Genomic DNA, 20,130 nt, shown 5'->3' with positions numbered 1-20,130 from the left:
AGTGTGTCCGAGGGGGGACTTGAACCCCCACGCCCTATACGGGCACTAGCACCTCAAGCTAGCGCGTCTGCCATTTCCGCCACCCGGACATGCGCGGTACTTTGCGCGTGCTGAGATAGGTTAGCCCATCGGTGGCCGTAGTCCAAAATCCGCTGCTCACGCCGCATGTTGGGGGTAATCCAGCCATGCATCCCTGACTTCGCCCGCCCACGGTGGTAGGAAAGGGGTGTGACGGTCGACAAGAGCAGCACCCCAGGTTCCGAGCCCGTTCCCGCGAGCAGCACGGCGGGCGACCGGCATGGCGCGGCCGAGGCGGAGGTCGTGGATATCGTCAGCCGCCTCATCCGCTTCGACACGACCAACACGGGCGATCCCGAGACCCTCAATCCGGAGCGCGAGTGCGCCGAGTGGGTTGCCGAGCAGCTCCACGAGGCCGGGTACGAGACCACCTACGTCGAATCGGGCGGGCCAGGCCGGGGCAACGTGTTCGCCCGCCTGCCGGGTGCCGATCCGGCGCGGGGGGCCCTGATGATCCACGGCCACCTCGATGTCGTGCCCGCCGAGCCCGCCGATTGGAGCGTGCATCCTTTCTCGGGCGCCGTGGAGGACGGCTACGTGTGGGGCCGCGGCGCGATCGACATGAAGGACATGGTTGGCATGACCATCGCCCTCGCCCGCCAGTTCAAGCGAGAGGGCACAGTGCCGCCCCGCGATCTGGTGTTCGCGTTCCTCGCCGATGAGGAGGCCGGTGGCAAGTACGGCTCGCACTGGCTGGTGGAGAACCGCCCCGACCTGTTCGAGGGTGTCACCGAGGCGATCGGCGAGGTCGGCGGCTTCTCTCTCACCGTGCCCCGCCCGGATGGAACGGATCGCCGCCTGTATCTCGTGGAGACGGCCGAGAAGGGCATCGCCTGGATGAAGCTGACCGCGAAGGCACGCGCCGGGCATGGTTCCTTCCTCCACGAGGACAATGCCGTCACCTACCTCGCCGAGGCCGTCGCGCGGCTCGGCCGCCATCGCTTCCCGCTGGTGCTGACCGAATCGGTGCAGCAGTTCCTCGCGGCAGTGGGGGAGGAGACCGGACTCGACCTCTCCCCGGACTCCCCGGATCTCGAGGGCACGCTCGCCAAGCTCGGCAGCATCTCCCGCATCATCGGCGCCACCCTCCGCGATACCGCCAACCCCACGATGCTCCGCGCCGGCTACAAGGCCAACGTCATCCCGCAGACCGCCGAGGCCGTCGTGGACTGCCGCGTGCTGCCGGGACGGCAGGCCGCGTTCGAGAAGGAGGTCGATGAGCTGCTCGGTCCTGACGTCACCCGCGAATGGGTGACGAAGCTCGATAGCTACGAGACGACCTTCGACGGCGACCTCGTCGATGCGATGAATGATGCGCTGCTGTCGCAGGACCCCGGCGCGCGCACCGTGCCCTACATGCTCTCTGGCGGAACGGACGCGAAAGCATTCGCGAAGCTCGGGATCCGCTGCTTCGGGTTCGCCCCGCTGCAACTGCCGCCCGAGCTCGATTTCGCCTCGCTGTTCCACGGGGTCGACGAGCGCGTACCTGTCGACGCGCTGCGCTTCGGCACCCGCGTCCTCGGCGAGCTGCTCAGGCGCTGCTAGCTGTGCAACACGGGTGCTCCGAGCACCCGGCGCCCCGGATCACCTGGAACCACCAGGTGGGGCGACAACCACGACGAAAGGAGCCGCAATGGCCATCAACCCCTACGCCTCGCTGCCTATCCTGCCCACCTTCACCTTGACGTCCACCGATGTCACCGACGGCGAGCGCCTCGCGCTTCCACAGGTCTCGGGGGTGCTTGGCGCTGGAGGGCGGGACATTTCTCCCCAGTTGTCCTGGAGCGGTTTCCCCGAGGAGACCAAGAGCTTTGCCGTCACCGTCCTCGATCCGGACGCGCCCACCGGCTCCGGATTCTGGCACTGGGCGGTAGCGAACATCCCGGCCTCCGTCACAGAGCTGCCGGCCGGCGCGGGCGTGGAGGATGGCAGCGCGCTGCCCGATGGCGCGGTGCAGCTCGGAAACGACGCAGGCTTCTCCGGCTATGTCGGCGCGGCTCCCCCCGCAGGGCATGGGGTCCACCATTACTACATCGCGGTGCATGCCGTGGCGACGGAGCGCATCGACCTGCCCGATACCGCGACGCCGGCGTTTCTCGGTTTCAACCTGTTCTCGCAGGCCATCGCACGGGCCGTCATCGTCGGCACCTACAGCCAGGAGTAGCCGGGGGTGGTCGCGCTGGCCGAACTTGGGCCGGGGTGCAGCGGCTGAAAGTGGAAACTTTTCCCGCTCAGGCGAGGAAAAGTTTCCACTCCCGGGGCGGGAGCGGTTTCCACTCCCTGCGGGGTGGGGGCGGTGCGGGGAGCTACCGGGCCCCTTGCCGGTTCTCGCTGCCGACTGCCTCGGCGAGCGAGCTGTAGCCGTGGGTGCGGAGCTTGCGGGCGATGCCCTGGTTGATGCGGCGCGGCCACAGGGGCCCGCCGTAGATGTATCCGGTGTATCCCTGGAGGAGCGACGCGCCGGCCTGGATGCGCTGCCAGGCCTGGTCGACGGTCTCGATGCCGCCAGCGGAGACGAGGGTGATGCGCCCCTGGGTCCGTCGGTGCAAGCGCCGGAGCACCTCGAGGGAGCGATCGGCGACAGGGGCCCCGGATAGCCCACCGGCGCCCATGGCCTCCACCTCGTCGGCGGGGGTGTTGAGGCCCGCGCGGGAGATGGTGGTGTTGGTGGCGACGATGCCGTCGAGCTCGAGATCGAGGGCGAGGTCGGCGACGGCGTCGATGTCCTCGTCGGAGAGATCAGGGGCGATCTTGACGAGGACGGGCACGGTGACTGCGGCACGGATGGCGGTGAGGAGGGGGCGCAGGGACTCGACGGCCTGGAGGTCGCGCAGCCCCGGGGTGTTGGGGGAGCTGACGTTGACGACGAGGAAGTCCGACAGCGGGCCGAGGAGCCGCGCCGAGGCGAGGTAGTCGTTGATGGCCTCGTCAGTGGGAACGACCTTGGTCTTGCCGATGTTCGCCGCGATCGGAATGCTGGTGCGCCGCTTGCGGAGGTTGTTGGTGGCGAACCCGGCGCCGTGGTTGTTGAAGCCCATGCGGTTGATGAGCGCATGGTCGGCGGGCAGCCGGAACAGTCGTGGCGCGGGGTTGCCGGGCTGGGGGTGCGCGGTGACGGTACCGATCTCGGCGTAGCCGAAGCCGATGGGCCCCCAGGAGTTGACGGCTGCCGCGTTCTTGTCGAAGCCCGCGGCGAGACCGAGCGGGGCGGGGAACTCCACGCCGAGGGCGGTGCTGCGAAGGATCGGGTCATGGCGGGCGAGGACGGTGCTGCTGATCCAGCTCAGGGGCCGGATGATGCCCACGGCCTTGATCGCGCCGAACACCATCCGGTGGATGACCTCCGGGGGCAGGAGGAACATCAGCCTCAGCAGTATGCGGTACACCATTTCTCCCTGATCGTGCGGCTATCGTGCGTCCGAGGCCGGGATGCGCTGGATGCCATCACCGGTCGCGGACGCTATGTAGACAAATCCATTATCGCTGTCAATGGTGACAGAGTCGGGTTGCCGCACGGTCGCGAAACGGGCGACCTCGACGGGTATCCCGGTGCCGAGCGTGTAGGCGCCTATCTCGTTGCGGCCAGTCTGGGTGATCCAGGCGATGTCCTCCCGTGCATCGTAGGCAATGCCGTGCGGCGAGCCGGGCACGGGATAGCGCTGGCGCAGGATGAGCCTGTCGAGCGAGTACACGAGCAGCTCCCCATCGCGAGTATTGGCGACGAGGATGCGTCCGCGCGCATCGGTGACCATGGTCGATGCCCCGTTGCCTGCTCGGAGCGCGAAGCCGACGGTTCCCTCATCGAGCAGCACCTCGGTGATCTTGGACTGGCGGCGGTCCAGCGCGGCGATGCTGCCGCCCACGTTGACGAGCACATCCGTTCCCACGAGCCCGGTGATCCGTGGCTCGGTGAGCGAGATGCCCTCCGAGGCCGGGTCGAGGACGTGGATCGCTCCGTCGCTGGTGCCGACGGCGAGCACGTCGTCGTCGACGAGGGTGATGGAGACGAGGTCGGCTGGTCCGTCGAGCCGGGCTATCTCGCGGGGCCGGGGATCATCAAGATCGATGGCGAGCACGGTCGGCCCAGCGGTGAGGTAGGCCGTGCCCGCGCCGTCGAGGACGAGGGATTCCGGCGTTGCGGGCAGGTCGACCCGCTCGAGGTCGCGCGGCGGGGCATCGGTGGGCGCGGTGGCGAGCTCGCGGGTGAGGAGGATCGCTTGCTCGGCGAGCAGGATGGTCGAGCCGGTGGAGGCATCCCAGTGGATCCCGTGGACCGGTTCTTCGAGTGGCACGATGTCGAGATCCTCGGCGGCGGCTTGCGCTGGCGCCGCTGCGGGGGTGGCCGGAGGCACAGTGGGCACGTTGGGCGGGCCGGACTGGTCGCCGCAGGCCGCAAGGGCGAGAACGCAGGAGACCGCGAGCGCGGCAGGGAGGGCTCGGAGTGGATTCACCCGGAGTGGACTCACGATGAACGATGGCCTTCCAGTGCGCGGGATGAGGCGGGCCGGGGCAGCAGGGCGCGCGAAAACGGCAATACCGGCGTGTCGTTGGCGGTAGCGTGGGTACCGCAATGATATGGGGCTCGCCCACGGCGGTCGCGCCTGGAACCGATCATTGCGCACAGCGTGTCTGGAGGAACAACGTGGTTACTCAGCAGCATGGAGGTAATGGCATGACAGCGGGCACCGCTTCCGGCTTTGTCATCGACGACCTTTCCCTCGATCCCTACGCCCACGGGTTCGGGCAGACGCCCGATGGGCGCACCTTCACCTTCCAGGTCCGCAACCACCTCCTGCACGTGGAGGTGTACCGTCCTGGACTCTCGACAACCGTACCCGACACCACGGACGTCGCAGGCGCAGCGGACCTCTCCATCGTCGACATCGACGTCGCTGACGAACGCAGCGTCGTCGCGGCAGTCCGCGACGCTGTGACCGACACGGAGCACCGGCTCGATCATGTGCGCGTCGAGAGCGCACTGTCATCGTGGATCCACCGCGCCGCATCCCTGCTCGTTTGGCGCGAGCCCAGCCACAGTTCCTGCTGATCCGCCGTCCGCGCGCCGCAAGCACGCATCGCGCGGTACCGTTCTAGCCATGAAACTCGGCCTGAATGCTGGCTACTGGGGGCTCGGCAACGATGGTGGCAACCTCGAGGTGGCGAAGCGGGCGGAGGAGCTCGGATTCTCCTCGGTCTGGGTGGCGGAGGCCTATGGCTCCGATGCCGCCACGGTGATGTCCTGGATCGCCGCGCACACCTCCCGCATCGATATCGGCTCCGCGGTCATGCAGATCCCCGCGCGCACCCCGGCCATGACGGCAATGACCGCGGCGACGCTCGACACCATGTCCGGGCACCGGTTCCGGCTCGGGCTCGGCGTGTCCGGCCCGCAAGTGTCGGAGGGCTGGCACGGCGTGCGGTTCTCCCAGCCACTCGCCCGCACGCGCGAGTATGTGGAGATCGTGCGATCCGCGCTGCGCCGCGAGAAGCTCGTCCACCAGGGCAAGCACTACACGCTGCCGCTGCCCGACGGGCCGGGCAAGCCTATCCACCTGACCGTGCAGGGCGCCCGCGAGGACATCCCGATCTACCTCGCCGCGATCGGGCCACGCAACCTCGAGCTCTCCGGGGAGATCGCGGACGGCTGGCTCGGCATGTTCGCCTCGCCCGGCATGCTCCCCGAGCAGCTCGCCCATGTGGAGGCCGGTCGCGCCAAGGCAGGCAAGCAGCTCGCCGGTTTCGACGTCGCGCCCACGCTGCCCCTCGTGCCGGGCGATGACTGGCGCGCCGCCGCCGACGCGACCCGCATGTTCACCGCCCTCTATGTGGGCGGCATGGGCAGCCGGGAGAAGAACTTCTACCACCAGAACGCCACCCGCATGGGCTACGGGGCCGCGGCCGACGAGGTGCAGGAGCATTTCCTCGCCAAGCGCTACGCCGAGGCACAGGCGGCACTGCCCGCGGAATTCCTCGACGAGGTGGGCCTGCTCGGCCCGGTCGACCGGATCGCGGAGAAGATGCGCGCGTATGCCGAGGCGGGCGTCACCAATCTCATCATCAGCGTGATGCCAGGCCTCGACCCCTTCGCTGTCCTGCGCACCGCGATGGAGGCCTACGAGAAGTCAGGGGTCGCTGAGTGAACCAGCTCGTCGCCCAGGCCGCCGGGACGGCCGAGCACATGTCCTGGCTGCAGGTGGTCGTGCTATCGATCATCCAGGGCCTCACCGAGTTCCTGCCGATCTCCTCGTCCGGGCACCTGCGGCTGGCCGATGAGCTGCTCTTCGGCACCGACGCGGGGGCATCGTTCACCGCGGTGTCGCAGCTGGGCACCGAGGCCGCGGTGCTGGTGTTCTTCGCCAAGGACATCTACACCATCGCACGCGGCTGGCTGCATGGCCTGGTCAGCAAGGAAGCGCGGCAAGCGTTCGAGTACCGCATGGGCTGGTACATCATCATCGGCTCGCTACCGATCGGCGTGCTCGGGTTCATCTTCCGCGACGAGGTCCGCGAGGGAGCCCGCAACCTGTGGATCATCGCCTGGATGTTCATCATCGCCGGCCTGCTGCTCGGTGCCGCAGACTACTGGGGCAGCAAGCGCCGACCGGTCGCGGAGATCAAGGGCAAGGACGCCGTCGGCATGGGCATCGCGCAGGCCTTCGCGCTGATCCCGGGCGTCTCCCGCTCGGGCGGCACCATGACCGCAGGCCTCGCCATGGGCCTCGATCGCTACGCCGCCGCCCGGTTCTCGTTCTTCCTCGCCATCCCCGCCGTGGTCGCCTCGGGCCTGTTCAGCCTGCCCGATGCGTTCGATCCGGCAGGAACGGGACTGAGCGCCACGGGCCTGCAGCTCGCGGTGACCACAGTGATCACGTTCATTGTTGGCTACGCGACCATCGCCTGGTTCCTGCGCTTCGTCCAGAGCTACTCGATGATGTGGTTCGTCGGATACCGGGTGATCGTCGGCGTGGTCATGCTGGCATTGCTGTCCGCGGGCACGATCAGCGCCACCTGACGCGGGGTCGCCACGGCGCCCTCGTCCGCTGCGACGGCATTACAGTGTTGGCATGACGGTCCTGCTGCTGCGCCATGGTCGATCCCACGCCAATACTTCCGGCATCCTCGCCGGGCGCAGCAGCGACATCAGTCTCGATGATCGCGGCCTGGCGCAGGCGAGCGACCTGGTGGAGCGGCTCTCCAGCGTCCCGCTGGCCCGCATCGTGCATTCGCCGCTGCTGCGCTGCGCGCAGACCGTCGCGCCCCTCGCCGAGCGTTGTGGCCTCGAGCCGATGGTCGACGAGCGGCTCATCGAGGTCGACTACGGCTCCTGGACGGGCCGCTCCCTCGCGGACCTCGTCGACGAGCCGTTGTGGCGGGTGGTGCAGCAGCATCCAGCGGCCGTGGCGTTCCCGGGCGGGGAGTCGATGCCCGCGATGCAGGCCCGCGCTGTCGCGGCGGTCCGCGAGCACGATCTGCGCCTGCGCGAGGAGCATGGGCACGACGTGGCGTGGCTCGCCTGCTCGCATGGCGACATCATCAAGGCGGTCGTGGCGGATGCGCTGGGCCTGCACCTCGATGGATTCCAGCGCATCGTTATCGAGCCGGGCTCGGTGAGTGTCGTCCGCTACACCGAGACCCGGCCGTTCCTGCACCACTTGAACGACCACGGGTCCCGCTTCGACGGGCTCGGGCACCATGGGAAGGGCAGTGGCACGTCATCGGAGGCGGCTGTGGGTGGCCATGTGCCTCGCTAGCATCGAGTCGCGCCACCGGAACCGCACACAGTAGGGTTGGAGAAGCCATGTCACGCGTGATCCATGTTTTCCGCAGCCCCGATCGTTTCATCGCCGGAACCGTCGGGCAGCCCGGCGATCGCACGTTCTACCTGCAAGCGACCCATGAGAAGCGCGTGGTGAGCGTGATGCTGGAGAAGCAGCAGGTGCAAGTGCTCGCCGATCGTGTCGGTGCCATGCTCGACGAGGTGCGCAAGCGCTTCGGAGCACCCGTGCCACCGCCCGCGGAGGAGTTCTCCGACGCCGATCCGCTCATCAGCCCGGTCGAGCCGGAGTTCCGGGTCGGCACGATGGGCCTCGGCTGGGACGCGGAGGCAGGCTCGGTGGTCGTCGAGCTGCTCGCCATCACCGAGGAGGAGGTCGACGAGTCCGTGGTCCTCGGTGACGCGGAGGAGGGCCCGGACGCCCTGCGGGTCTTCCTGGTACCGGAGCAGGCGCGCGAGTTCGTGGCGCGCGCCCATTCCATCGTCTCGGCCGGCCGGCCCACCTGCCCGCTCTGCGGAGAGCCGCTCGATCCTGATGGCCACCTGTGCATCCGGCTCAACGGATACCGCCGCGGCGTGCATATCGATCCGCACGAAGCGCCTGACAGCGACGACGACGAGTGAAGGCAGGCTCCGCGGGCGTGCTCTGCGAGGGCGAGCTCGCGATACTGGGCCGCATCCCCGCGGCAAGCAACGTCAGCTTCCTGTGCGACGCGCAGCTCGATGGCGCGCGGCAGCGCTGCATCTATAAGCCCGTGCGCGGCGAGCGGCCCCTCTGGGACTTCCCCGACGGAACGCTGGCCGGCCGCGAGCACGCCTCGTTCCTCATCGATCGGGCGCTCGGCATCGGCGCGATCCCCACGACCGTGCTGCGCGACGGACCGCACGGTCCGGGGATGGTGCAGGAATGGATCGACACCGAGGAGGACACCGACGACTTCGTGGGTGTGTTCCCCGCTGCCGCGATCGAGCCCGGCTACCTGCCCGTGCTGCGGGCATGGTCCGACGAGGACCCGCCGCAGGAACTCGTCATCGCGCATCGTGACGAACCGGGCCTGCGCGAGATCGCCCTGCTCGACGTGGTGCTCAACAACACCGACCGCAAGGGCGGGCACGTCCTCGCCGGGCCGGGCGGGCGCATCCAGGCCATCGATCATGGGATCTGCCTTCATGCGCAGGACAAGCTCCGCACCGTGCTGTGGGGATGGGCGGGATCGTCGCTCACCGAGGAGGAGCACGACCGCCTCGGCGCGCTCCTGGCCGCGCTCGACGGGAACCTCTCGGACGCTCTCGCCGAGCATCTCACCCCTGCGGAGCTCACGGCCCTGCGCGCCCGCACCGCCCGACTACGGGAGTCAGGCATGCTGCCCGTTCCAGCCTCCCCGAACCCCGTCCCGTGGCCGCTCTGGTAACCGCGGCCGGACGGAGCGCGACTGTGGCTGGGCGGGGCGCAGCGCCTACAGTGGGAGATATGCTGTCCTGGTCTGCCCCTGATCTGCCCTCCATCGGGGCACCGCATCGCCGTGGCCCGGCGCTCCGCCTCTTCGACACCGCTGATCGTGCGCTGCGACCGGTGTCACCGGGGCCGACCGCCACGATGTACGTGTGCGGCATTACTCCCTACGACGCCACGCACCTTGGCCATGCGGCGACCTACCTGGCGTTCGACATCATCAACCGGGTCCTGCGTGACCTCGGGCACGACGTCCACTACGTGCAGAATGTCACCGATGTCGATGACCCCCTGTTCGAGCGAGCGGCTCGTGACGGCGAGGATTGGATCGTCCTCGGCATGCGCGAGACAGCGCTGTTCCGCGAGGACATGGAAGCCCTGCGCGTGCTTCCGCCGCGCGACTACATCGGTGCGGTCGAATCGATCAATGAAGTGATCGAGATGGTCGAGAAGCTCGTTTCCTCCGGCCACGCCTACACCGTGGATGATGCCGAGTACCCGGATGTGTATTTCCCCATCGCCGCCACCGAGCAGTTCGGGTACGAATCGGGGTACGACGCCGAGACAATGCGGCGCTTCTTCGCCGAGCGCGGTGGCGACCCGGAGCGGCCAGGCAAGCGGGATCCGCTCGATGCGCTGCTGTGGCGGGCCGAGCGACCGGGCGAGCCCTCCTGGGAGTCGCCGTTCGGCAAGGGGCGTCCCGGCTGGCACATCGAATGCTCCGCGATCGCGCTCAACCGCATCGGTGTGGGCTTCGACATCCAGGGCGGCGGCAGCGATCTGATCTTCCCGCACCACGAGTTCTCCGCGGCGCACGCCGAGGCCGCGACGGGCTCGCGACGCATGGCACGGCACTATGTGCACACCGGGATGATCGGCCTCGACGGCGAGAAGATGTCCAAGAGCCGCGGGAACCTCGTGTTCGTCTCCCGGCTGCGCGGGCAGGGCGTCGATCCGGCCGCGATCCGGCTGGCCCTGCTCAACGGGCACTACCGCGAGGACCGGTACTGGACGGATGAGTTGCTCGCCGACGCGGAGCGCAGGCTCGCCCGCTGGCGCGACGCGGTCCGCCGGGACGGGGCTCCCGATGCCTCCGGCGTCATCGCGGAGGTTCGCCGGCACCTCGCCGATGACCTCAACACCCCGGGCGCTCTGGCCGCCCTGGATTTCTGGGCAGCGGAGGCCACGGACCGCGGTGGCCGGAGCACTACAGCCGGGGCCGACGTCGCGGCGACGGTGGACGCGCTGCTCGGGGTGCCGCTGCTGGGCTAGCGGCTGATCCCCGGTGCCCCCCGGTGCGCGCGGCGTGCGCCCGGTGCCAGGCCCCCGCAAACGCGATAGAAACGGCGGGGAACCCGGGTCCGCTTCTATCGCGTTTGCTGTTTTCGGGTGCTTCTGCCGACCGAGGGCGCCGACCCGAGGCTGCCGGCTCAAGCCGCCGACCCAAGCTGTCCGCCGAGGCTGCCGACCCGAGCCCCGGCCGAGCTCCCACAGCCGTGGTGTGCGCGCTATCACATCGTGTTTGCCGGGAATTCACCACCAGGACTGCAACATTGCGCCAGCAACTACCGATAGTCAGGGTAGTACGCCACGCCCGCTGCCCGCAGGGCGTGACCAGCCACACTGCAGACCTAGGTGGAGATCAACACGATGCGCAGCACCGCCTTGACCATCAGCGTGACCAACCTCACGGCCGAGCCCCTCGTCATCGATTCGCCAGGCTCGCTCGCCCAGGCATCAAGACATCGCCCCGCACCGGCCCCCGGCATGGTTCCGCCGCGCGCGACGGTCGCCATCCGCGTTCCCGCGAGCAGCGCTCATGGCCTGACCCTCCATGTCGGCGGTGACCGTGATCGCCCGATCTTCCTGTACCTCGGCGCGCCGGGGGAGCACTCGGTGGTCGAGGCATGGTGCCCGCCGACCTATTCAGCAGGGGTCAGCGAGACGGGAATGGGCGGATACTCCCTGACCATCGCCCCTGCCCTGCGCGCGGCCCGTCCGGTCGCTGCGCTAGCGAGCTAGCCACCAGAGGCCACTACCAGCGGCGGCGCCCAGCGGGGCCATCTCGCCGTTCCAGCGTGTCAAGGGTGCTGACGATGACGCGCGTGTAGGTGGCGATGCTGCCGCTGATGAGCAGCAGCATGCCCAGCGGGAGAAGGAATGGCAGGCCATCGAGGTCCTCGAGAACCGTGGCACGGGCGATGAACACCGCCATCCCTGCCCACAGCAGGGCGGCGCTGACCCGCCAGTACGTCTTGGGGCCGCTCGCCGCGAATGCGAGGACGGTCGCGGTCATCAGCGCGATAGCGACCAGCGCGAGGATGGCGAACATGCGCCCCTCCTGTTCTCGACGTGGGTGGTACTCCTCCAGGATCCCGGAAGCGGGGCGCGAGCGCGAGGAGCGCTACGAGTCCGATGAGCCTGGCCCGTGCCCGCCTGCTGTGCCGGGGCCGCGGCGGCGAAGGTAGCGCTCGAACTCGTGGGCGATCTCTTCCCCGTCGATCTTCGATGCGAGCTGCCCGAGATCATCCTCGGCGTCGCCTCGTTCCTCGAGCGCCCGCACGTACTCGGCGATCTCCTCGTCGTCCTCGGCCATCTCGCTGATGGCCTGCTCCCACTCCTCTGCCTGGGTGGGCATCTCGCCGAGCGGGACCTCCATGTCGAGGACATCCTCGATGCGGCGCAGCAGCGCGACGGTGCCCTTGGGGTTGGGGGGCTGTGCCACATAGTGCGGTATCGCTGCCCAGAAGCTCACTGCGGGGATCCCGCGCCGGACGCATTGGTCCTGCAGCACTCCCACGATCCCGGTGGGGCCCTCGTACTTGGTCTGCTCGAGGCCGTACTGCTTGGCGACCTCGGCGCTGAAGGCTGTGCCTGTGACGGGCACCGGGCGGGTGTGCGGGGTGTCGGCGAGCAGCGCGCCGATGAGGATGATCCTGGTGACGCCGAGGGACTCGGCGAGCCCGAGGATCTCGTCGCAGAAGGTCCGCCACCGGAAGTTCGGCTCGATGCCGCGCAGCAGCACGAGGTCGTGGTCGCTTCCCGGGGGAGTGCAGGCCGAGATGCGGGTGCTGGGCCAGGTGATCTCGCGGGTGATGCCGTTGACCAGCCGGACGGTGGGCCGGTTGACCTGATAGTCGTAGAAGTCGTCGGCCTCGAGCTCGGCGAGCGGCGAGGCATCCCAGATGAGCTCCAGGTACTCCACCGCGTCGGTGGCGGCGTCGCCCGCGTCGTTCCATCCCTCGAACGCGGCGACCATGACGGGGTCGCGGAGGGATGGCGGGTCGTTGGTCTCGTAGCGGATGCTCACACGTGCAGCCTACGACCGATCGGGCTCCTTCCGCGTGCCGGTGGGTGGTTTCGGCCCGACTCGCGCAGCAGGTAGCGTGGCGCGGGCGTTCTGCTCGCGCGCGCTAGCGCGAGCACCGATGATGAGGATTGTCGGTCCCGACCATTACCCTGGAGTCCATGCCTGTGCCTTCGCCGAAGTTTCTCGATGCCTTGTCCCGCCGTGTCCTGATCGGTGATGGCGCGATGGGCACGATGCTGCAGGCGGCCGAGCTCACCCTCGACGACTTCCGCGGCCTCGAGGGCTGCAACGAGATCCTCAACGAGACGCGCCCCGATGTCCTGCGCCATATCCACCACTCTTATCTCGAGGCGGGCGCTGATGCCATCGAGACCAATACCTTCGGCTGCAACCTGCCGAACCTCGCGGACTATGACATCGAGGATCGCATCCGGGACCTCGCCGAGCGGGGTACCCGCCTCGCCCGCGAGGCATGCGACGAGTACAGCCCGGGCCCGGATGGGATCGGGCGATTCGTGCTGGGCTCCATCGGTCCAGGCACGAAGCTGCCCACCCTCGGCCATGCGCCGTTCGCCGCGCTGCGCGATGCCTACACCGAATGCGCGCTCGGCATGATCGACGGTGGCGCGGACGCCATCCTCATCGAGACGAGCCAGGATCTGCTGCAGGTCAAGGCAGCGATCATTGGCGCGCAGCACGCCATGGACAAGGCGGGGTCGCGGCTGCCGATCATCACGCACGTCACCATGGAGACCACGGGGACGATGCTGCTCGGCAGCGAGATCGGCGCGGCGCTGACCGCTCTCGAGCCCCTGGGCATCGACATGATCGGGCTGAACTGCGCCACGGGCCCCGAGGAGATGAGCGAGCACCTGCGCCATCTGTCGAAGCATTCGCGGTTGCCGGTGTCGGTGATGCCCAACGCGGGACTGCCGGTGCTCGGGCGCAACGGCGCCGAGTACCCCCTGACGGCCGACGAGCTCGCCACCGCGCTGACCGGGTTCGTCACCGATTACGGGCTCGGCATGGTGGGAGGCTGCTGCGGCACCACCCCGGAGCACATCACCGCGGTTCGCGACGCTGTCCGCGCTGTCGAGAAGGCCAAGCGGGATCCCCGGCCGGAGCCGGGCGTGGCATCGCTGTACACGGCGGTCCCCTTCGAGCAGGACAGCTCCATCCTGATGATCGGCGAGCGCACCAACGCCAACGGCTCCAAGGCTTTCCGCGACGCGATGCTCGACGCCGATTGGCAGAAGTGCCTCGACATCGCCAAGGACCAGACCCGCGATGGCGCGCACATGCTCGATCTGTGCATCGACTACGTCGGTCGTGATGGCGCCGCCGACATGTCCGAGCTCGCCTCGCGGCTAGCGACGTCCTCCACGCTGCCGATCATGCTCGACTCGACCGAGCCGGAGGTGCTGCGGGCCGGTCTCGAGCATCTGGGCGGGCGCTGCGCCATCAACTCGGTGAACTACGAGGACGGTGCCGGGCCGGATTCGCGGTTCCAGAAGATCATGCGGCTGGTCAAGGAGCACGGGGCCGCTGTGGTGGCGCTGTGCATCGATGAGGAGGGCCAGGCCCGCACCGCCGAATGGAAGGTGGGCATCGCTGAGCGCCTCATCGAGGACATCACCACGAACTGGGGGCTGCGCGAGGAAGACATCATCGTCGACTGCCTCACCTTCCCGATCTCCACCGGGCAGGAGGAGGTCCGCCGCGACGGGCTCGAGACGATCGAGGCCATCCGTATGCTCAAGGAGAAGCGCCCGCGCGTGCACACCACCCTTGGGGTGTCGAACATCTCCTTCGGCCTCAACGCTGCCGCCCGGCAGGTGCTGAACTCGGTCTTCCTCCACGAGTGCACCCAGGCCGGGCTCGATACGGCCATCGTGCACGCCTCGAAGATCCTGCCGATGTCGAAGATCGGCGAGGAGCAGCGCAAGGTCGCGCTCGACCTCGTCTACAACCGTCGCCGTGACGATTACGACCCGCTGCAGACATTCATGAAGCTGTTCGAGGGTGTCTCGGCAGCGTCGGCGCGCGAGTCCAGGGCGGCCGAGCTCGCGGCGCTGCCTCTGTTCGAGCGGCTCGAGCGGCGCATCGTCGACGGCGAGCGCAACGGCCTCGAGGATGATCTCGACGAGGCGATGGGGGAGAAGCCGCCGCTCGCCATCATCAACGATCATCTGCTCGCGGGCATGAAGGAGGTGGGCGAGCTGTTCGGCTCCGGCCAGATGCAGCTGCCCTTCGTCCTGACCTCCGCGGAAGTGATGAAGACCGCGGTCGCCCACCTCGAGCCGTACATGGAAGCCACCGATGAGGACGGCAAGGGCCGCATCGTGCTCGCCACCGTCAAGGGCGACGTCCATGACATCGGCAAGAACCTCGTCGACATCATCCTCAGCAACAACGGCTACGACGTCGTCAATCTTGGGATCAAGCAGCCCATCTCGGCGATCCTCGATGCCGCTGTGGAGAACAAGGCCGATGTGATCGGCATGTCTGGTCTGCTCGTCAAGTCCACCGTGGTGATGAAGGAGAACCTCCAGGAGATCAACCAGCGCGGCATGGCCGATCAGTTCCCCGTCCTGCTCGGTGGGGCGGCACTGACCCGCACCTACGTGGAGAACGACCTGACCGAGGTCTACGACGGGCAGGTCCGCTACGCGCGCGACGCGTTCGAGGGACTGCGGTTGATGGATACCCTCATCGCGGAGAAGCGCGGGCAGGGGCCGGACCCGGACAGTCCCGAGGCCATCGAGGCCCGCCGCAAGGAGGAGGAGCGCAAGGCAAGGCACGAGCGCTCCAAGCGCATCGCTGAGAAGCGCAAGGCCGAGCAAGCACCCATCGTCGTGCCCGAGCGCTCCGATGTCGCTGCCGACATGGACGTGCCCACGCCGCCCTTCTGGGGCACCCGGGTGGTCAAGGGAATCAGCTTGAACGACTACTCCACCACGCTCGATGAGCGGGCCCTGTTCATGGGCCAGTGGGGCCTGCGCGGCGTGCGGGGCAGCGAGGGGCCCAGCTACGAGGATCTCGTCGAGACCGAGGGGCGGCCACGGCTGCGCTACTGGCTCGACCGCCTCGCCACCGAGGGCATCCTCGCCCACGCTGCCGTCGTCTACGGCTACTTCGCGGCGGTGTCGGAGAAGGACACCGTGCACGTGCTCGAGTCACCCGACCCGGATGCGCCCGTGCGATGCTCGTTCACCTTCCCGCGGCAGCAGCGGGACCGGTTCCTGTGCGTGGCCGACTTCATCCGCTCGCGCGAGCATGCCCGCGAGACCGGCCAGGTGGATGTGCTGCCGTTCCAGCTCGTCACCATGGGCAAGCCCATCGCGGACTTCGCCAACGACCTGTTCGCCGAGAACGCCTACCGCGACTACCTCGAGGTCCACGGCATCGGCGTGCAGCTCACCGAGGCGCTCGCCGAGTACTGGCACCAGCGGGTCCGCGAGGAGCTCGTGTACGAGAGCGGCAACAAGGTCGCCAGCGATGATCCCGAGGACGTGCAGGAGTTCTTCAAGCTCGGCTACCGGGGAGCCCGCTACTCCTTCGGCTACGGGGCGTGCCCCAATCTCGAGGACCGCGCCACCCTCGTGGAGCTGCTCGAGCCGGAGCGGCTAGGCGTGGTGCTGTCCGAGGAGTACCAGCTGCACCCCGAGCAATCCACCGACGCGTTCGTGCTGCACCATCCGGAGGCCAAGTACTTCAATGTCTGATCGGAGCAGTAGCGGAGGGCTGGCCGCGGTCCTCTGGGACATGGATGGCACCCTCCTCGACAGCGAGAAGCTGTGGGATGTGTCCCTCGAGGCGCTCGCGGAGCATCTCGGCGGCACGCTGTCCACCGAGGGACGCGAAGCGATGGTCGGCTCCAACATGGCGCACAGCCTGACCATCCTGTTCGACGACCTCGGCCTGTCCTACACGCCTGCTGACCTCTCGACGGCCGGTGACTGGCTGCGCGCCAAGACCGCCGAGCTGTTCGATGCGGGACTGGTGTGGCGGCCAGGCGCTCGCGCTGCCCTCGACATGGTGGGCCGCAGTGGCATGCCGATGGCACTGGTCACCAACACCGAGCGCTACCTCACCGAGCGGGCGCTCGGCACTCTGGGCCGGGACAGGTTCGGTGCCATCGTGTGCGGTGACGAGGTGAAGCTCGGCAAGCCGCACCCCGAGCCCTACGAGAAGGCCGCCGATCTGCTTGGTCTGCGTCCGGCGGATTGCCTCGCCATCGAGGACTCGTCGACCGGTACCGCCGCCGCCGAGGCAGCGGGCGCGACCGTCCTCGTCATCCCGTGCGCCGTGCCCGTCCCGGCGGGTCCGCGCCGCGTCCAGCGCCACAGCCTCGAGGGCCTCACCCTCGACGAGCTGCGCGCCATCTGGATGCCGCGCTAGCCGCGCTGGGGCCGCATCCGCCACAGCAGCCATAGGAAGTAGGGCGTGCCGATCACGGCCGTCACCATGCCTGCTGGAAGCTGGCCCGGCGCGATGGCCGCGCGGCCCACGAGGTCCGCGATCACCACGAGCAGCGCGCCCAGCGTGATCGACAGCGGCAGCATGTGCCGGTGCCGCTTCCCGATCATCAGGCGGGCAGCATGCGGCGCGACGAGCCCCACGAACGCGATGACACCGATCGACGCGGTCGCCGCCGCGGTCAGCAGCACGGCGATCGAGATATGCAGCAGCTGGGTGCGGTGCAGATCGATCCCCAGGGTTCGCGGCGTCGTGTCGTCGAACTGGACGAGGTCGAGATCGCGCGCGGTCCGCGACACCACGATCACCGCCACTGCGAGGGCGGCCAGCATCGGGGCCTGGTGCAGCAGGGTGGCACCGTACGTCGATCCACCGAGCCAGGTGATCGCCATGTTCTGGTTCCACGGATCGGACTGCACGATGAGCAGCGTTGTCAGCGCGCTGGCCCCGGCACCGACCCCGACGCCCACCAGGACCATCCGCGTCTGGTCCGTGCTGCCGCGAGCGCCAAGCAGGAATACGATGACCGCCGCGATCGCCGCGCCGAGGAGCGCGCCGCCGAGCGTCCGGGCGAAACCGACGGTGGTGGAGGAGATGATGACGGCGACGGCGCCGAGCCCGGCCGCGCCCGAGATCCCCAGGATCCCCGGGTCCGCGAGCGGATTGCGCGTCACTGCCTGCACCAGCGCCCCGGCGAGAGCGAGGCTGGCCCCGGCCAGAAGAGCCGCGAGGACCCGCGGAACGCGCGTCTCGAGAACGATCTGCACATGCACCGACGCCACGCCCTGGAACCAATGCGCCACATCGCCGAGGAGCAAGGTGCTGTCGCCGATGAGCACGGCGGCCATCGCGGCACCGGCGAGGACGAGCACGGCACCGGCAATCACGAGCTGAGCACCCAGCCCCCGGCGCGTTGCCGCATGCATCGTGGCGAGAGTGTCGGTGCTCATGCTCGCGCGGGTCCGCTGGGCCAGCACGATCAGCACGACCGCGCCGAGCAACGAGGTGATGACACCTGTTGGGACAGTCACCCCGCTCACCGAGCCGAACGAGGCCCGCAGCGCGACATCAGCGGTGAGCACAAGCGCGACGCCCGCGAGCGCGCTCATCACGACCAGGACCCGGTGGCGCCGCATCGGCCGCACCCAGTGGGCGAGCAGGCGCATGAGCACGGGAGCGCACAGGCCGACGAAGCCGATGGGGCCCACGATCGCGACCGATGTCGTGGCAAGGACTACCGCGAGCAGGACGAAGCCGATCCTTGCGCCGGTCACGTTCATGCCCAGGGATCGTGCCGCGTCATCGCCGAGCTGCAGCAGATCAAGCCGGCGTCCGAGCAGCACCACGGCGATCAGCGCGACCACCACGATGGGTGCCAGGGCGCGGACCGAGGTGGCGCCGTTCTGCCCCAGCGATCCCGCGCCCCAGGCGAACAGGTTCTGCGTCTGCCAGGGGAACAGCAGGAGTAGCACGGCGGTGATCGAGGCGAGACCAGTGGTGATGGCTGATCCGGCGAGCACCAAGCGGATGGGCGAGGCCGAGGCGCCCGAGGACAGCACGATGACCACCGTCGCGGCGGCGAGCCCGCCGAGGAAGGCGAAGGCAGCGCCCGTGAGCGGGGAGAGCGTGTAGCCGAGGACAGCGACCACGGTGAGGCAGAGGAACGCGCCCGCGTTGACCGCTGTGGTGTCGGGCGAGGCGAGCGGGTTTCGCGCGACGGCCTGCATGGTGGCGCCCGAGGCACCGAGGGCGGCCCCGACGGTGAGCCCGGCGAGCAAGCGAGGCAGGCGTGACTCAGCGACGATGCTCGCTGCCTGCGAGGTTCCCTGGCCGGTCGCGAGCTGCCAGAGCTCCGTCGCGCCGAGATCAGCGGTGCCCTGCGTCAGGTGCACGGCCACCGCGGCAAGGAGCCAGAGCAGCAGCAGGATCGAGGCCGTCGCCATCGTGGTGACGGACCAGCCCCGGCGGACGGGCAACGCGGGAGCCTCGTGGGGAGGCTCCCGGCGTTGCCCGTCGCGGGTAGCGGAGGGGGCGATCGTCAAGCTAGGCCCCGAGCACCCGGATGATGTCATTGCTCCATGCCTTCAGCGATGCGGGACCACCGTAGGCCCAGATCGCCACAGCGGCCTCGTGGACCCGCCCGGCCTGGACGAAGGGGAGGTTGTCCCAGAGGGCGTTGCCCGCCATGGACGTGCTCACCACATCGTCGCTCTCCCGGTTGCCCCAATACATGAAGACGGTGTCGGCCGGAAGCTCGGTGAGACCCTCGAGGTCGATGTTCGACAATCCGAAGGCGTCGTCGCCGGGATCGGTCCAGGCGGGGGCCAGGCCCATCTTGTCAGCGACCTGCTGGACAGCGGTGCGCGGCCCGTGCATGCGGATAGTGAGGCTCGCGCCACTGGCATACGGGGAGCTCAGGACGACGGGGGTTCCCGCGAGGCCTGCTTCCTCGACCCGAGTCGCGTTCTCGGCGATCGTCGCGTCGAGGTCCGCGAGGACATTGTCGGCCTCGTCCTGCTTGCCGAGCAGCTCCGCGACGATCCCGAAGTCCGCGCGCACGGTGCCGATCGGATCGTCGGCGCTGGCCCCGGTGAGCAATGCCACCGGTGCGATCCGCTCCATCTGCTCCAGTGCCTCCTCGGGAATGGAGCTGAGCCCGCCGATGATGAGGTCGGGCGAGAGGGAGGACACCGTCTCGATGCTCGGTTCCCTGCGCACGCCGACATCCACCGGATCGTTGGGCAGCGGCGCCACGTCGCCGACCCAGCTGGTGTAGCCGTCGGGATCGGACAGGCCGACGAGCTCGCCCCCGAGGGTGACGACCATCTCGGCCTGGTTCCACTCGAGCGCGACGACGCGGGTGGCCGGGCCGTTGGGCAGGGTCACTTCCTCGCCGCGCCCGTCAGTGACCGTGATCGCGTCCGCGGAGGATTGCCCGGTGGCGTCGACGGGTGCTTCCGTCGAGCCGCAGGCGCTCGCCGCCAGCGCCGCGATCAGGGCGAGCCCGCCCCACTGGATAGATCGTGACTTCATTGA

The 20,130-nt window shown here is 68.8% G+C and carries 18 protein-coding genes and 1 tRNA gene; 12 read left to right on the top strand and 7 right to left on the bottom strand.

The window, feature by feature from the left end:
• Positions 1 to 4: 4 nt before the first annotated feature.
• A tRNA-Leu gene (locus FXO18_RS03930) sits at positions 5 to 89 on the bottom strand.
• Between the two features lie 139 nt (positions 90 to 228).
• On the opposite strand from FXO18_RS03930, the gene FXO18_RS03925 reads away from it, so the two are divergent.
• Both FXO18_RS03925 and FXO18_RS03920 read left to right on the top strand, forming a co-directional pair.
• Positions 229 to 1,623: a M20/M25/M40 family metallo-hydrolase gene (locus tag FXO18_RS03925; protein WP_149359729.1), complete on the top strand. Its 1,395-nt coding sequence runs from the start codon at positions 229 to 231 to the stop codon at positions 1,621 to 1,623.
• 88 nt (positions 1,624 to 1,711) lie between these two features.
• Positions 1,712 to 2,242 (top strand): YbhB/YbcL family Raf kinase inhibitor-like protein, encoded by a 531-nt coding sequence (locus FXO18_RS03920; protein WP_149359728.1) that lies wholly within the window; start codon positions 1,712 to 1,714, stop codon positions 2,240 to 2,242.
• Positions 2,243 to 2,384: 142 nt separating this feature from the next.
• On the opposite strand, the gene FXO18_RS03915 is transcribed toward FXO18_RS03920, so the two are convergent.
• Together FXO18_RS03915 and FXO18_RS03910 are read right to left on the bottom strand one after the other, a co-directional pair.
• Positions 2,385 to 3,464, bottom strand: coding sequence for a quinone-dependent dihydroorotate dehydrogenase (locus FXO18_RS03915; RefSeq protein ID WP_149360092.1), 1,080 nt, complete (start codon positions 3,462 to 3,464; stop codon positions 2,385 to 2,387).
• Between the two features lie 21 nt (positions 3,465 to 3,485).
• Entirely contained in the window at positions 3,486 to 4,529 is a 1,044-nt protein-coding gene (locus FXO18_RS03910) for a YncE family protein (protein ID WP_149359727.1), read from the bottom strand.
• Positions 4,530 to 4,750: 221 nt separating this feature from the next.
• Here FXO18_RS03910 and FXO18_RS03905 point away from each other — a divergent pair, with 221 nt between their 5' ends.
• The 8 genes from FXO18_RS03905 to FXO18_RS03870 all read left to right on the top strand — a co-directional run bounded on the left by FXO18_RS03905 (position 4,751) and on the right by FXO18_RS03870 (position 11,327).
• Positions 4,751 to 5,125, top strand: coding sequence for a hypothetical protein (locus FXO18_RS03905; RefSeq protein WP_235900425.1), 375 nt, complete (start codon positions 4,751 to 4,753; stop codon positions 5,123 to 5,125).
• 49 nt (positions 5,126 to 5,174) lie between these two features.
• Positions 5,175 to 6,218: an LLM class F420-dependent oxidoreductase gene (locus FXO18_RS03900; RefSeq protein ID WP_149359726.1), complete on the top strand. Its 1,044-nt coding sequence runs from the start codon at positions 5,175 to 5,177 to the stop codon at positions 6,216 to 6,218.
• Positions 6,219 to 6,256: 38 nt separating this feature from the next.
• Positions 6,257 to 7,090 (top strand): undecaprenyl-diphosphate phosphatase, encoded by an 834-nt coding sequence (locus tag FXO18_RS03895; protein ID WP_149360091.1) that lies wholly within the window; start codon positions 6,257 to 6,259, stop codon positions 7,088 to 7,090.
• Positions 7,091 to 7,142: 52 nt separating this feature from the next.
• Complete coding sequence (locus FXO18_RS03890; RefSeq protein ID WP_149359725.1) at positions 7,143 to 7,829, top strand: histidine phosphatase family protein; 687 nt, start codon at positions 7,143 to 7,145, stop codon at positions 7,827 to 7,829.
• 47 nt (positions 7,830 to 7,876) lie between these two features.
• Positions 7,877 to 8,476: a DUF3090 domain-containing protein gene (locus FXO18_RS03885; protein ID WP_149359724.1), complete on the top strand. Its 600-nt coding sequence runs from the start codon at positions 7,877 to 7,879 to the stop codon at positions 8,474 to 8,476.
• The gene (locus FXO18_RS03880) at positions 8,473 to 9,264 is read left to right on the top strand and encodes an SCO1664 family protein (protein ID WP_149359723.1); all 792 of its coding nucleotides are present in this window, start codon (positions 8,473 to 8,475) and stop codon (positions 9,262 to 9,264) included. The genes FXO18_RS03885 and FXO18_RS03880 overlap by 4 nt, the downstream gene beginning before the upstream one ends.
• Positions 9,265 to 9,323: 59 nt before the next feature.
• Positions 9,324 to 10,577 carry a cysteine--1-D-myo-inosityl 2-amino-2-deoxy-alpha-D-glucopyranoside ligase gene (gene mshC, locus FXO18_RS03875; protein ID WP_149359722.1) on the top strand — a complete coding sequence of 418 codons (1,254 nt, stop codon included), beginning with the start codon at positions 9,324 to 9,326 and terminating at the stop codon, positions 10,575 to 10,577.
• A gap of 378 nt (positions 10,578 to 10,955) precedes the next feature.
• Positions 10,956 to 11,327 carry a hypothetical protein gene (locus FXO18_RS03870; protein ID WP_149359721.1) on the top strand — a complete coding sequence of 124 codons (372 nt, stop codon included), beginning with the start codon at positions 10,956 to 10,958 and terminating at the stop codon, positions 11,325 to 11,327.
• Positions 11,328 to 11,340: 13 nt separating this feature from the next.
• Here the strand turns inward: FXO18_RS03870 and FXO18_RS03865 are convergent, their stop codons facing one another.
• Together FXO18_RS03865 and FXO18_RS03860 are read right to left on the bottom strand one after the other, a co-directional pair.
• The gene (locus tag FXO18_RS03865; protein WP_149359720.1) at positions 11,341 to 11,637 is read right to left on the bottom strand and encodes a hypothetical protein; all 297 of its coding nucleotides are present in this window, start codon (positions 11,635 to 11,637) and stop codon (positions 11,341 to 11,343) included.
• Positions 11,638 to 11,709: 72 nt separating this feature from the next.
• Entirely contained in the window at positions 11,710 to 12,564 is an 855-nt protein-coding gene (locus FXO18_RS03860) for a PAC2 family protein (RefSeq protein ID WP_149360090.1), read from the bottom strand.
• A 209-nt stretch (positions 12,565 to 12,773) separates the two neighbouring features.
• On the opposite strand from FXO18_RS03860, the gene metH reads away from it, so the two are divergent.
• Together metH and FXO18_RS03850 are read left to right on the top strand one after the other, a co-directional pair.
• On the top strand, positions 12,774 to 16,340 hold the full coding sequence (gene metH, locus FXO18_RS03855; protein ID WP_149359719.1) for a methionine synthase: 3,567 nt from the start codon (positions 12,774 to 12,776) through the stop codon (positions 16,338 to 16,340).
• Positions 16,333 to 17,016 carry an HAD family hydrolase gene (locus FXO18_RS03850; protein ID WP_149359718.1) on the top strand — a complete coding sequence of 228 codons (684 nt, stop codon included), beginning with the start codon at positions 16,333 to 16,335 and terminating at the stop codon, positions 17,014 to 17,016. The genes metH and FXO18_RS03850 overlap by 8 nt, the downstream gene beginning before the upstream one ends.
• On the opposite strand, the gene FXO18_RS03845 is transcribed toward FXO18_RS03850, so the two are convergent.
• Entirely contained in the window at positions 17,013 to 19,166 is a 2,154-nt protein-coding gene (locus tag FXO18_RS03845; RefSeq protein WP_149359717.1) for an iron ABC transporter permease, read from the bottom strand. The two genes, FXO18_RS03850 and FXO18_RS03845, sit on opposite strands and share 4 nt — an antisense overlap.
• On the bottom strand, positions 19,138 to 20,127 hold the full coding sequence (locus FXO18_RS03840; protein ID WP_149359716.1) for an ABC transporter substrate-binding protein: 990 nt from the start codon (positions 20,125 to 20,127) through the stop codon (positions 19,138 to 19,140). The genes FXO18_RS03845 and FXO18_RS03840 overlap by 29 nt, the downstream gene beginning before the upstream one ends.
• Positions 20,128 to 20,130 lie beyond the last annotated feature (3 nt).

The organism is Lolliginicoccus suaedae (assembly GCF_008312885.1).
Taxonomy (GTDB): Bacteria; Actinomycetota; Actinomycetes; order Mycobacteriales; family Mycobacteriaceae; genus Lolliginicoccus; species Lolliginicoccus suaedae.
The sequence above is the reverse complement of the archived record's forward strand: the minus strand, read 5'-3'. Positions and strand labels throughout refer to the sequence as shown.